The organism is Aestuariibaculum suncheonense (assembly GCF_014596935.1).
Lineage (GTDB): Bacteria > Bacteroidota > Bacteroidia > Flavobacteriales > Flavobacteriaceae > Aestuariibaculum > Aestuariibaculum suncheonense.
In genome coordinates, this window is the sequence record NZ_JACVXC010000005.1 from 40,601 (window position 1) to 54,657 (window position 14,057).

Sequence of the window (14,057 nt, forward strand, 5' to 3'; positions counted from 1 at the left end):
GGGCATGCTATGTGTCGTTGAATATTAACCGAATGAAAAATATTATGAGAAGGAAATATAAAGTGCTGTTGCTAGCGTTACTTTTAGGGTTTGCATCTTGCAGTTTTACTACGAAAAAGTTTGATAATCCTGATAAAGATAAATTACTAATTCAAGTAATCACTTTTGTTTTAGAAAATGGACATTACGATCCTGTGGTGTTTGATGATGCGTTTTCAGAAGAATTTTTTAAAGATTATTTAGATGTTTTAGATCCTGTAAAACGTTATTTTTATCAATCGGATTATGAGGATTTCGCGAAATATAAACTAACGATAGACGATCAGATTAAAGCGACCGATATTACTTTTTTTAATGTCGTACACGAACGTTTGGTAAAACGTATTGCTGAAGCTAAAGAAATTTATACCGAAGTATTGTCTAAGCCATTTGATTACGGTAAAGATGAATCTTTTAATACGGATTATGAGCAAATAGGATTTGTGAAAAATAAGTCTGAAATGAAAGATCGATGGAGAAAGCAACTTAAATTTTCAGCCCTTTCAAATTACGATGATATTTATGAGGAAGAGTTAAGAGCTAAAGAAAAGGATCCTTCTTATGTAATGAAAACTGATGTTGAAATTGAGAAGGAAGCTCGCGAATCGACCTTGCGCTCTATTGAAATTTATTTCAATGATAACTTAGATGATTTTCAGCGTGAAGACTGGTTTGCTATTTATGTGAATACGATTGTTGAGGAGTTCGATCCGCATACGTATTATTTGGCTCCAAATAGTAAAGAGGATTTCGATCAACGAATGTCTGGTAAGTTAGAAGGTATTGGTGCGCAGCTTCAAAAGCGTAACGATTATATTAAAGTTGTGGCTTTAATTTCTGGAGGGCCGGCTTGGAGAAGTCAGGAACTGGAAGTTGAGGATTTAATTTTAAAAGTAAAGCAGGAAGACGAAGACCAACCGGTAAATATTGTTGGTATGCGTATTAACGATGCAATAAAATATATTAAAGGTCCTAAAGGCACAAAAGTAACCTTAACGGTTAAAAAAGTTGATGGTACCATTAAAGATATAACTTTAACCAGAGACGTGATTGAGTTAGTAGATACCTATGCGAAATCATCAGTAGTTAAAAAAGACGGGATGACGTTTGGAGTTATCGATTTACCTTCGTTTTATGTCGATTTCAAAGATTACAAAAATATCAACGCTGCAAAAGATGTTAAAACGGAAATTGCTCGTTTAAAATCGGAAGGTATTGAAGGTCTGGTTTTAGATTTACGTAATAATGGCGGAGGCTCTTTGCCTACCGTTGTAGAAATGGCCGGATTGTTTATTAAAGAAGGACCTGTAGTACAGGTGCGTTCTACAGGGAAAGCTAAAGAGGTTTTAGAAGATCGCGATAGTTCTATTTCTTGGGATGGGCCGCTTGTAATTTTAGTTAATGAAATATCAGCTTCAGCTTCAGAAATTATGGCTGCTGCGATGCAGGATTATAAGCGAGCGATTATTATCGGAGGCAAACAGACCTATGGAAAAGGAACTGTTCAGAATGTAATTAATCTGAATACGATGTTACGAAATAATACCAGTGGCGATTTAGGAGCTTTAGCTTTAACAACGCAAAAGTATTACAGAATTAACGGAGGTTCCGTGCAGTTGGAAGGAGTAAAGAGTGATGTAAAAGTGCCAGGACGTTTTAGTTTTATTGAAGTAGGAGAGAAGGATAAAGAAAATCCGTTACCTTGGGATGAAATTGATTCGGCTAAATACACACCTTGGAATTATTTTGATTACGATCTTGTTGTGAAAAACAGCGAAAATCGCATGAAAAACAATCAGCAATTAAAATTAATTGAAGAAAACGCCAAATGGGTTAAAGGTAAAATTGATGAGACTCAGGTGTCTTTAAACTTTAAAAAATATAAAGCTGAGTTAGATTTAAATGAAGAAGAAGCGAAGCGTTTTGAATCCATTTCAGATTACAAAACAAACTTAACTTTTAATTCAACATCTTACGAAAGATCATTATTTGAAAAAGATACAACCGATTTAAAAGAAAAGCGCAGACGCTGGCATGAAAGCTTAAGTCAGGATGTTTATGTGGAAGAAGCACTAAATGTTCTAGAAGACATGAAAGCATCACAACGTCTTAAAAAAATAGCTACAGCCAACGCAGAGGTTAAAAAATAATTCATGTATGAGTTATAAATCAAACTCGTTGAAATACTTAGCGCTCCAAAAGTTTAAAAAGAACTTTTGGGGCGTTTTTAGTTTTGGTTTTGTTGTTTTTGTGGGGATTATTTCTGTGTTTGCTTATGTATTTGCACCAGACAATTCCCAGTACGCAAATCAAATGCATCTGTCAATTCATTCTAAACAACCTGGATTTAAAGTATTGATGTTGATTATTCCATCACAGTTAAAAATCGAGCAAAGTCTTGTTGATAAAATATTCTTTGGAACAAAAATAACCGATACCGAAACTCCTATTTCAGAATATAATGTAGTTGAAAGAAAGCTTACCTATACTGAATATGCCTCTGATGGTTTAAAAGGTGTTGAAAAGAGTGTGGATTTAGAGGTGTTTCCGAACCAATCTGTAGATGGCTTTATCAAAGAAAGGACATTTTTGTTTGGGACTGATAAATACGGCCGCGATTTATTAAGTCGTATTTTAGTTGGGGCTAGAATTTCCTTTTTTATTGGTTTTGTAGCCGTATTTATTTCTCTGCTTTTAGGAATACTTATGGGAAGTATTGCAGGCTATTTTGGAGGTAAAATCGATGCGATGATTATGTGGATAATAAATGTTACCTGGTCCATTCCGACTCTACTCCTAGTGATAGCTATTACACTGGCATTAGGCAAAGGCTTCTGGCAGGTGTTTATAGCTGTTGGATTAACCATGTGGGTTGAAGTTGCCAGAGTTGTCAGAGGGCAGGTAATAAGTGTTAAGGAACAACAATACGTTACGGCTGCGAGAGCGCTAGGATTTAATGATTTTAGAATCATTACAAAGCATATTTTACCTAATATCATGGCGCCGGTTATCGTGATTTCGGCTGCTAATTTTGCTTCAGCAATTCTAATAGAAAGCGGATTGAGCTTTTTAGGTATTGGAGCGCAACCACCTATGGCAAGCTGGGGAGCTATGATTAAAGATCACTATAATTATATTATCTTGGGAAAACCTTATTTAGCAATTATACCTGGACTTTGTATTATGAGTTTGGTTATGGCGTTTATGTTAATTGGTAATGCCCTTCGAGATGCTTTAGATGTAAAGAGTTAATTAGAACTTAATTGCATGTTTTCGTTAAGCTGATCGATGTAATTTAAAACGTCATCTTTACCAATTTCTTTACTAGATGAAGTTACGAAGTAATTAGGCATATCTTCCCAGGTTTCCAGAAGGATGTTTTGGTAAGCTTCAACATGATTTTCAATGGCTTTAGGTTTTAATTTATCTGCTTTTGTAAATATGATTGAAAACGGAATGCCATTCTCGCCAAGCCATTGCATGAATTCTAAATCGATAGATTGAGGTTCGTGTCGAATATCAACTAAAACAAAGGCGGTAACCAATTGTTCTCTTTTACTGAAGTATTCGGTAATGAATTTTTGGAATACTTTTTTTGTGCTTTTAGAAACACGTGCATAACCGTATCCGGGTAAATCCACCAAATGCCAGTTTTTGTTAATTAAAAAGTGATTAATTAATTGAGTTTTTCCTGGTCTTCCTGATGTTTTTGCTAAACTTTTTCGATTGGTTAGCATGTTAATAAGCGATGATTTTCCAACGTTACTTCTTCCAATAAAAGCGTATTCGGGTAACATGCTTTTTGGACATTTAGCAACATCAGAGTTGCTCATAACAAATTCTGCTGTTTTTATTTGCATGAGAGTAATTTATATTAGTCTACACCTTGTCGTGTTAAATCTAAGTCTTTTTTTAAGGCTATAACTTTTTATCGTTTAGCCATGCTTCCAGAATACTGTTGAATTCTTCCGGATGCTCCATCATGGCAGCATGTCCGCATTTGTCAATCCAGAATAATTCAGAATTTGGTAGTAATTCATTAAATTCTTCGGCAACATCAGGAGGTGTAACCGTGTCGTTTTTACCCCAAATAATGCAGGTTGGTGTTTGCATTTTAGGTAAATCTTTAGCCATGTTGTGTCGTATGGCACTTTTAGCAATAGCTAAAGTTTTAATTAATTTGTTGCGGTCGTTTACTGTAGCGTAAACCTCGTCTACAATCTCTTTAGTAGCGACTTCAGGGTCGTAAAATACGTCCTGAGCTTTTTTCTTAATCACTTCGTAATCACTACGCTTGGTGTAGCCACTACCCATGGCGCTTTCATATAATCCAGAGCTTCCGGTTATAATCAAAGCTTTAACTTTTTTCGGGAATAGTTTGGTGTAGTATAAGCCAATATGTCCGCCCAGAGAATTTCCAAGTAAAATAACTTCATCGTAGCCTTTAAACTCAATAAAATCATTCAGGTAACTTGCAAAACTTTTTACATTGGTTTTAAGCAGGGGTTTAGTATAAATTGGTAATTCAGGGATGATTACTTTATAGCTTTTTTGGCTGAAATGTTTAGTTACCGAATTAAAATTACTTAATCCGCCCATTAAGCCGTGTAAAACAATAATTGGCGTACCTTCGCCGGCTTCAATATAGCTGTAGTTCTTTTCTTTTTTTAAACGATGCGTCATTAATCAGGTGTCGTTACTTTAGAAACAAATATAGTTATTTCATCTATACTTACGACGTTTTTCAGCAATTCTAAACAATAATAGTTTTAGAGAAAGATGTTAACAAATAATACTGCGTTGTATGAATTTGTCTAACGTGCTGATTATAAGTGGGCATTGGGTTTTCGGCTACATGAAAACGTTTTTTAGTTTCATTTCGTCAAAAAATTATCAACAAAGTGGTAAAATGTGGTAAAATGTGGTAAAATTTTCAATATATTTGAAACACAAACCGTTAACGTATTTGTAAACCACAGTGGACTTATTGACAGGAACATACGATTGTAAAGTAGACGCCAAAGGTAGATTGATGATGCCTGCGCCGTTGAAAAAGCAGTTGTCTTCTATCTTAGAAGACGGTTTTGTGCTGCGTCGTTCGGTGTTTCAAAAATGTTTAGAGTTGTATCCTATGGCTGAATGGCAACTGCTAATGCAGAAGATGAACAAGTTAAACCGGTTTAAAAAACGCAATAACGATTTTATTCGTCGTTTTACGGCCGGGGTTAAAGTTGTTGAAATAGATGCTAACGGGCGTTTATTAATTCCAAAAGACTTAACGGTGTTTGCAAATATTTCAAAAGATATTGTGGTGGCTTCGGCGATAAACATTGTTGAAATATGGGATAAAGATTTATATGAACAAGCCATTGATGATGCAGCTGATGATTTTGCTGATTTAGCTGAAGAGGTAATGGGACAAGATGATGAAGATTATGGAATATCATAACCCAGTATTGTTAAAGGAAACGGTTGATGGATTAAATATTAATCCGGATGGTATCTATGTGGATGTGACTTTTGGAGGTGGCGGACATAGTAGAGAAATATTAAGCAGACTGAGCGAGAAAGGAAAGTTATTTGCTTTCGATCAGGATTTGGACGCTCTTGAAAATAAAATTGATGATCCGAGATTTACATTGATTAATGAGAATTTCAGACATATTAAACGCTTTTTAAGATTTCATGGTGTAAGAAAGGTTGATGGAATCTTGGCGGACTTCGGCGTGTCATCTCATCAGTTTGATGTGGCAGAACGTGGGTTTTCAACACGTTTTGATGCGGATTTGGATATGCGAATGAATCAGAAGAATGCATTGTCTGCGTATCATGTGGTAAATGAATATGATGAAGAACAATTAAGAGCGGTGTTGGCTCAATATGGTGAGTTGCGTTCGGCACCGACCATGGCGAGGTTGATTATTGAAAAACGAGAAGAAGCACCAATCGTAACTAGTGAGCAGTTAAAAACGGTGTTGAAAAAGTTTTTATCGCCTAAACATGAGAATAAAATTCTGGCACAAATCTATCAGGCCATTCGAATTGAAGTGAATCAGGAGATTGAAGTAATAAAAGAATTGTTGTTGCAGGCGCCGGAAATATTAAATGAAAAAGGGCGATTAAGTTTGATTTCGTACCACTCGTTAGAGGATCGTTTAGTAAAACGCTTTATAAGAAACGGGATGTTTGAAGGGGAGCCGGAGCGCGATATGTTTGGAAATTTCGAAGTGCCTTTTAAAAAAGTAGGCGGTTTAATTGTTCCGACAAAAGAAGAAATAAAAATTAATAGTAGAGCTAGAAGTGCAAAATTAAGAATAGCCGAAAAGATATAAATGAAAAAAAATATCTATAGAATATTAAAAGGAACATTTTTAGTTAGTGATGATGCTTTTAAAAACTGGAGGTTCATCATTTTTGTTTCCGTTTTAGCTATAGTAATGATTGCAAGTTCGCATAGTGCAGATAAAAAGGTATATGAAATTGCACGGTTGAAAAATGAAGTTAACGAAATGCGTTCAGCGTTTATAGATGGCCGATCGAGGTTGATGAAACTTAAAATGGAATCGGCAGTAATTAATGTAATGAAAGATAAAGGAATTGCGCCATCGGTAATTCCGCCAAAAAAAATAAGAATTAAATCACAAAACTAACCAACACTTGGCAGTAAACGAGAAAAACATATTAAACCGCTTGTATTTCATATCAGGATGTATGTTCGTCTTTGGTGTTGCTGTGTTGTTCAAATTGTTTAGCATACAGTTTCTTCAGGGAGAAAAATATCGTGCGCTTGCCGATACCCGAGTGGTTAAAAATGTTAAGATTCCAGCGAATAGAGGTAATGTATATTCTGTTAAAGGAAACTTATTAGCGACATCGGTGCCTAAATACGATGTACGTATTGATTTATTGACGCCAACCACATCGACGTTCGAGGAGTATCTTATTCCGCTTAGTGATTCCTTAGCAAAGTATTCCGGACGTTCTTCAGGTTATTATCAAAAAACCTTACGGAAAGAGCGTGCCAATAGAAACCGGTATTTTTTACTGGCCAGAAATGTGGGATATGGCGATTATATACGTTTAAGAAATTTTCCGCTGTTGCGATTAGGTGCATTTAAAGGCGGTCTGATTGTGGAGCAAACCACCAAACGGGAACATCCTATGGGGGCTATTGCACAACGTTCTATAGGTTATGAAAGATTTGATGAAGATGGAAATGTAACTCGCGCCGGAATTGATGGCGCTTTTGGCGTTAAATACCTGAGAGGAACTGACGGGCAACGAAGAAAGCAGAAAATAGGAAAAGGACAGTGGAAACCACTAAGTGATGCCAACGAAATAGAGCCTAAAGATGGCTATGATGTGTATACGACTATCGATGTGAATATTCAGGATATAGCGCATCATGCTTTATTGAAGCAGTTAGAAGAATACGAGGCTGATCATGGTTGTGTAGTTGTTATGGAGGCGAAAACCGGTGAAATTCGTGCGATTTCTAATTTAGGTAGAAATGAAAATGGTAAATATTACGAGCGCTTAAACTATGCGGTTGGTGAGGCGCACGAACCAGGTTCAACCTTCAAAGTGATGGCTTTAATGGCGGCTTTAGAAGATAAAGTGGTTGATACATCAACGGTTATTAATACAGGGCTAGGGTATAAACAGTTTTATGGTCGAGGTATTTATGATACCCACGGTCACGGAAAAATCTCTGTAGCAAGGACTTTAGAAGTGTCTTCTAATATTGGTTTGGCAACAATTGTTGATCAAGGGTACGCTAAGCAGCCACAAAAATTTGTGAATCATCTTCAGGATTGGGGTTTAGATAAACCTCTTGGTTTGCCAATTCTTGGCGAAGGCGAGCCTGTGATTCCGAAACCGGGAGATAAACTATGGAGTAGAAATGCACTGCCATCTATGGCATATGGCTATAATTTAAAATTAACGCCATTACAAACCTTAACATTTTATAATGCCATTGCAAATAATGGGGTCATGGTAAAACCTAGATTTATTCGTGAAGTGAAGGAATTAGATCAGGTGGTGGAATCGTTTGATGAGGTTGAAGAAGGTGATAAAATTTGTTCGGAAAAAACGCTGAAAGAAATTCAAAATATTTTGAAGCATGTTGTTGAACGGGGAACCGGACGTTCCTTATATTCGCCGTATTTTTCTATGGCGGGTAAAACGGGTACAGCACAGACGGAATATTGGATGAAAGACTGGAAAGAAAATAGAAGATATATTTCTTCGTTTGCCGGATATTTTCCTGCCGATAATCCTAAATATTCCTGCATTGTAGTGATTCATAAGCCTAGTGTGAAAAAAGGGTATTATGGAGCCGATGTTACTGGGCCTGTATTCAAAAGAATTGCGCAAAAGATTCATACCGACACACCAATAATTGATGAAGTGCAGACTTTAGAAGTAAAGCGTGCTTCGGTAGAAAAAGAATTTAATAGTTTCTATGAAACGGCACAAACCTACAAAACCATAATGCCTAATGTAGTTGGTTTACCAGCTATGGATGCTGTGGCGCTGTTAGAAAATATGCAGGTAAGTATAAAAGTGAAATTGCAAGGTAGCGGCGTTGTAAAAAGTCAGTCTATCGATAAAAATATAAAGTTAAAGGATAATCAAACCATTGTGTTAACAGCTTCATGATAGCTTTAAAAGACATATTATATAAAGTAACTATAAACGCAGTAGTGGGTAACACGGCTGTGAATGTTGCGGCTATTGATTTTGATTCTCGAAGCATCAAAAGTGGTGATGTGTTTGTGGCTATAGCAGGAAGTGTAGTTGATGGACATCAATATATAGATGTTGCTATCAAGCAAGGCGCAGTTGCGGTTATTTGTGAAACTTTACCGGATAATTTAGAGGAAGGCGTGACTTATGTTGAGGTTGATAATTCGCATAAGGCTTTGGCAATTATGGCATCGAATTATTACGGTGTACCATCCGAAAATTTAAAATTGGTTGGTGTTACCGGAACCAACGGAAAGACAACCGTAACCAGTTTGTTGTATCAGCTATTTAAAAAAGCGGGGTATAAAGTTGGATTGTTATCAACGGTGAAAATTATGGTTGATGAAAAGGAATATAAAGCGACACATACCACGCCAGATTCCTTAACAATCAACAAATATTTAAAAATGATGAATGATGAAGGTGTTGAGTTTTGCTTTATGGAAGTGAGCTCACATGGTATTCATCAGCATAGAACCACCGGATTGCATTTTGAAGGAGGCGTGTTTACTAACTTATCACACGACCATTTAGATTATCACAACACCTTTGCAGAATATCGCGATGTGAAAAAGTCGTTTTTCGATAACCTGCCAAAAGAAGCTTTTGCTTTAGTAAATATTGATGATAAAAATGGCTTGGTGATGTTACAAAACACAAAAGCGAGAAAACAAACCTACGCCCTAAAAAGCTACGCCGATTATAAAGCACAGATTTTGGAGAATCAGTTAGGTGGATTATTGTTAAAAATTAATGAAGCTGAGGTTTGGACACGTCTAATTGGTAGCTTCAATGCGTATAACGTATTATCCATCTATGCGACTGCAGAGTTGTTAGGCTTAGAAAAAGTAGAAGTGCTTCGATTAATCAGTGAACTGGAAAGTGTTAGCGGACGCTTTCAGTATATGATTTCCAAAGATAAAATCACGGCTATTGTAGATTACGCTCATACACCTGATGCGCTTAAAAACGTATTAGAAACCATTAATAGTATCCGTACTAAAAATGAAGAGTTAATTACGGTTGTAGGCTGCGGTGGGGATCGCGATAAGACCAAACGTCCTAAAATGGGGCATATTGCTTCGGCTTTAAGTACAAAAGTGATATTTACAAGCGATAATCCAAGAAGTGAAGAACCGGAAGCCATATTGGAAGATATTGAAAAAGGTGTCGAGCCTCAAAATTTTAAAAAGACTTTGACGATTGTAGATCGCGCTCAGGCTATTAAAGCGGCTTGCCAGATGGCACAGCCCAATGATATTATTTTAATTGCAGGCAAAGGACACGAAACCTATCAGGAAATAAAAGGTGTGCGTTCAGACTTTGACGATTTTAAAAAGGTGAACGAATTTTTAAAACAATTACAGAAATAAAAGAATAGTAGATGCTGTATTATTTATTTGAATATTTAGAACAACAATTCCAAATTCCGGGAGCTTCACTTTTTGGGTTTATCACCTTCAGAGCGGCTTTGGCTATGATTTTGTCATTGTTAATATCTACTATTTACGGAAAGCGAATCATTCGTTTTTTACAAAAAAAACAAATGGGTGAAACCATTAGAGATTTAGGTCTTGAAGGGCAAAGTGAAAAAGCAGGAACGCCTACTATGGGAGGAATCATCATCATTTTGGCAACCTTAATACCAGTTTTATTACTTGCTAAACTCGAAAATATATATATCATACTGCTAATCATAACGACCGTTTGGATGGGTGTAATTGGTTTTATTGATGATTATTTAAAGAAATTCAAACAAGATAAAGAAGGTTTAAAAGGACGTTTTAAAGTTCTCGGGCAGATTGGTTTGGGAGTAATTGTAGGAGCAACATTATACTTTCATAACGATGTAACCATAAAAGAAAAAGTATCGGTTGAACAACAGCAAGAAATTGTTGCTCAAGAGGCTAATGTGTCTCCAGCCAAATTGTTTAATAACGAAGAAAAGTCAACAAAAACAACTATTCCATTTGTTAAAGGAAACGAGTTTGATTACGCCGATTTAATCACATGGATTAGTCCTGGTTTAGAAAAGTACGCATGGGTGGTATTTATTCTTGCTACGATTTTTATCATCACAGCCGTTTCAAATGGTGCAAATTTAACTGATGGTATCGATGGGCTGGCAGCAGGAACATCAGCGATTATTGTGTTAACATTAGGGATTTTTGCTTTCGTTTCGGGACATATCGTATTCTCTGAATATTTGAACATTATGTATATTCCTCGCATTGAGGAAATCACCATTTATATCACGGCTTTTGTTGGAGCTTTAATAGGGTTTTTATGGTATAATACCTATCCAGCACAAGTATTTATGGGAGATACAGGGAGTTTAACCATTGGCGGAATTATTGCTGTTATTGCCATTGCTGTTCGTAAAGAATGGTTAATTCCGGTGTTGTGTGGTATTTTCCTGGCTGAGAATTTATCGGTGGTAATGCAGGTAAGCTGGTTTAAATATACCAAAAAGAAATATGGTCAAGGACGTCGCATTTTCAAAATGTCGCCGTTGCACCACCATTATCAGAAATCAGGATATCACGAGAGTAAAATAGTAACACGATTCTGGATTGTTGGCATTTTGTTGGCCATCCTTTCCATCGTGACCTTGAAAATTAGATAAAAATTGTCATTTCTGCGGAGGCAGGAATCTTATGAATTGAAAACGAAATGGCAAAACAGAGAATAGTAATATTGGGCGGAGGAGAAAGTGGAGTAGGAACTGCACTTCTGGCGAAGGTGAAAGGGTACGAGGTTTTTGTATCAGATAAGGGAAAAATAAAAGATAAATATAGACAGGTTCTTATACATAATGAGATTGAATGGGAAGATGAAATGCATTCGGAAGCTAAAATTTTAAATGCTGATATCGTGATGAAAAGTCCAGGTATTCCTGATAAGGCGCCTTTGGTAATGCAAATTCGAGAAAAGGGAATTCAGGTGGTTTCAGAAATCGAGTTCGCATCAAAATTTACCAAAGCAACCATTGTCGGAATTACCGGAAGTAACGGTAAAACTACAACGTCAACCTTAACACATTACATTTTGAAGCAAGAGCTGAATGTGGGTTTAGGAGGGAATATCGGTGATAGCTTTGCGAAGCAGGTTTTAGAACACAATTATCCGAATTATGTTTTAGAAATCAGTAGTTTTCAGTTAGACGATATCGAAACCTTTAAACCGAAAATTGCAGTATTGCTTAACGTGACGCCTGATCATTTAGATCGCTATGATTATAAGTTTGAAAATTATATCGCATCAAAATTCAGGATTGCAGAAAATCAGACGAAAGAAGATTATTTGATTTATGATGCAGATGATGAAGTGATCACCAATTGGTTAAAAAGACACCCAGTTCAATCAACATTATTACCGTTTTCAATAACAAAAAAAGTAGAGAAGGGCGCGTATTTAGAAGAGGAAAAGATGATTATAGCAATCGATAATAACCAGATACATATGTCAACAAACAATCTTGCATTAGAAGGAAAGCATAATATTAAAAATGCTATGGCGGCCTCAACCGTAGCGCATTTGCTTAAAATTAGAAAGCAGACGATTCGTGAGAGCTTAGAAAGTTTTCAGGGCGTTGAACATCGTTTAGAGCAGGTACTTAAAATTAATAAAGTGCAATATATAAACGATTCTAAAGCAACGAATGTTAATGCAACTTACTATGCATTAGAAAGTATGGATGCGCCAACGGTTTGGATTGTAGGCGGAGTTGATAAAGGTAATAATTATGAGGAGTTATTCGCTTTTGTAAATGAAAAGGTAAAGGCTATAATTTGTTTGGGTGTTGATAACGAAAAGTTAATTGAAACCTTCGGGGGTATGGTTGACACCATGGTGGAAACACAAAGCATGAGCGATGCTGTGAAAATGGCTTATAAGTTATCTGAATCTGGGGATAACGTGTTGTTGTCTCCGGCATGTGCAAGTTTTGATTTGTTTGAGAATTATGAAGACCGCGGTCGTCAGTTTAAAGAGGCGGTTAGAAATTTATAACTGTTAAGAGCTAAATAGAATTTTAAATATATAAGTAAAAAGTGCAGGAACTATTTAAAAACATAAAAGGCGATAGATTAATCTGGGCGATAGTAGCTTTATTGGCTATCCTGTCGTTTTTGCCGGTGTATAGTGCTGCGAGTAATTTAGCATATAAAGGTGAAAACAGTAATACCTTTGCCTTTTTTATAAAGCATTTTATGCACTTGTTTTTAGGTTTTGCAATCATGTACGGGGTGCATAAAATACCGTATCGATATTTTAGAGGCTTGTCGCTAATTATGATTCCTGTAGTTTTGGTTTTATTGGGAATTACGATGCTTCAAGGTACGACTATCGATGGTGCAAATGCGAGTCGATGGATTCAGATTCCTATTGTAGGGATGTCGTTTCAAACATCAACATTTGCTGCGGTGGTACTTTTAGTTTATGTGGCACGATACATGTCTAAAATAAAAGATGAGACCATAACTTTTAAAGAATCAATTTTACCACTTTGGACACCGGTATTTTTAGTATTAGCATTAATTTTGCCGGCTAACTTATCAACGGCAGCCATCATATTTTTAATGGTGTTGATGTTGGTGTTCTTAGGCGGGTATCCTATTCGGTATTTAGCGGTCATTGTAGGTTCTGGAGTGTTGGCGTTAACCATGTTTGTTCTAATAGCTAAAGCATTTCCGGGAGCAATGCCAAACCGTGTGGATACTTGGATGAGTCGTATTGAGAATTTTTCGAATGATGAAGATACCGAAGCCGATTATCAAATTGAAAAAGCAAAGATAGCCATTGCCTCAGGTGGGATTCAGGGTGTTGGACCAGGAAAAAGTATTCAGAAGAACTTTTTGCCACAGTCGTCATCCGATTTCATTTTTGCCATCATTGTAGAAGAATATGGCTCTATCGGTGGTGTGTTCATTATGGTCATGTACATGTGGTTACTGTTCAGAATTGTAATCGTAGCTCAAAAGGCCGATACGGTTTTTGGTAAGTTACTGGCGCTTGGTGTCGGTTTGCCTATCGTATTTCAGGCATTAATAAATATGGCGGTAGCTGTAGAATTGTTTCCGGTTACGGGGCAGACCCTACCACTAATTAGTAGTGGAGGAACATCGATTTGGATGACCTGTCTGGCTATTGGAATTGTATTGAGTGTAAGCGCACAGCGCGAAGAAATAAAAGAACAAGAAGAAGTGCTAACGGAAGAAGAAAACCCGTTGGAAATTTTATCTGAAACGATATAAATAGGATTAATT

General features: G+C 36.5%; 12 protein-coding genes. 10 read left to right on the forward strand and 2 right to left on the reverse strand.

Going from position 1 to position 14,057, the window contains the following annotated elements:
* Window positions 1-44 precede the first annotated feature (44 nt).
* A complete protein-coding gene (locus ICJ84_RS12830; protein WP_188216815.1) occupies window positions 45-2,189 on the forward strand; it encodes a carboxy terminal-processing peptidase in 2,145 nt (714 codons plus the stop codon).
* A 7-nt stretch (window positions 2,190-2,196) separates the two neighbouring features.
* Complete coding sequence (locus ICJ84_RS12835; protein ID WP_188216816.1) at window positions 2,197-3,291, forward strand: ABC transporter permease; 1,095 nt, start codon at window positions 2,197-2,199, stop codon at window positions 3,289-3,291.
* Here ICJ84_RS12835 and yihA read toward each other — a convergent pair.
* Complete coding sequence (gene yihA / locus ICJ84_RS12840) at window positions 3,288-3,899, reverse strand: ribosome biogenesis GTP-binding protein YihA/YsxC (protein ID WP_188216817.1); 612 nt, start codon at window positions 3,897-3,899, stop codon at window positions 3,288-3,290. The genes ICJ84_RS12835 and yihA overlap by 4 nt on opposite strands.
* A gap of 58 nt (window positions 3,900-3,957) precedes the next feature.
* Window positions 3,958-4,722, reverse strand: coding sequence for an alpha/beta fold hydrolase (locus ICJ84_RS12845; protein ID WP_188216818.1), 765 nt, complete (start codon window positions 4,720-4,722; stop codon window positions 3,958-3,960).
* Between the two features lie 295 nt (window positions 4,723-5,017).
* Here ICJ84_RS12845 and mraZ point away from each other — a divergent pair, with 295 nt between their 5' ends.
* The 8 genes from mraZ (at window position 5,018) to ICJ84_RS12885 (ending at window position 14,045) form a co-directional block, all read left to right on the forward strand.
* Window positions 5,018-5,488 carry a division/cell wall cluster transcriptional repressor MraZ gene (mraZ, locus tag ICJ84_RS12850; protein ID WP_188216819.1) on the forward strand — a complete coding sequence of 157 codons (471 nt, stop codon included), beginning with the start codon at window positions 5,018-5,020 and terminating at the stop codon, window positions 5,486-5,488.
* Window positions 5,475-6,371, forward strand: a complete 897-nt coding sequence (gene rsmH / locus ICJ84_RS12855) for a 16S rRNA (cytosine(1402)-N(4))-methyltransferase RsmH (RefSeq protein ID WP_188216820.1) — start codon at window positions 5,475-5,477, stop codon at window positions 6,369-6,371. Before mraZ ends, rsmH begins: the two co-directional genes overlap by 14 nt.
* Complete coding sequence (locus tag ICJ84_RS12860; RefSeq protein WP_188216821.1) at window positions 6,372-6,689, forward strand: FtsL-like putative cell division protein; 318 nt, start codon at window positions 6,372-6,374, stop codon at window positions 6,687-6,689.
* Window positions 6,690-6,750: 61 nt separating this feature from the next.
* A complete protein-coding gene (locus ICJ84_RS12865) occupies window positions 6,751-8,703 on the forward strand; it encodes a penicillin-binding protein (protein ID WP_188217005.1) in 1,953 nt (650 codons plus the stop codon).
* A complete protein-coding gene (locus ICJ84_RS12870; protein WP_188216822.1) occupies window positions 8,700-10,163 on the forward strand; it encodes a UDP-N-acetylmuramoyl-L-alanyl-D-glutamate--2,6-diaminopimelate ligase in 1,464 nt (487 codons plus the stop codon). The genes ICJ84_RS12865 and ICJ84_RS12870 overlap by 4 nt, the downstream gene beginning before the upstream one ends.
* Window positions 10,164-10,174: 11 nt before the next feature.
* Window positions 10,175-11,416, forward strand: coding sequence for a phospho-N-acetylmuramoyl-pentapeptide-transferase (mraY, locus tag ICJ84_RS12875; protein ID WP_188216823.1), 1,242 nt, complete (start codon window positions 10,175-10,177; stop codon window positions 11,414-11,416).
* Between the two features lie 47 nt (window positions 11,417-11,463).
* On the forward strand, window positions 11,464-12,801 hold the full coding sequence (gene murD, locus ICJ84_RS12880; RefSeq protein WP_188216824.1) for a UDP-N-acetylmuramoyl-L-alanine--D-glutamate ligase: 1,338 nt from the start codon (window positions 11,464-11,466) through the stop codon (window positions 12,799-12,801).
* Window positions 12,802-12,842: 41 nt separating this feature from the next.
* Window positions 12,843-14,045: an FtsW/RodA/SpoVE family cell cycle protein gene (locus ICJ84_RS12885; protein WP_188216825.1), complete on the forward strand. Its 1,203-nt coding sequence runs from the start codon at window positions 12,843-12,845 to the stop codon at window positions 14,043-14,045.
* Window positions 14,046-14,057 lie beyond the last annotated feature (12 nt).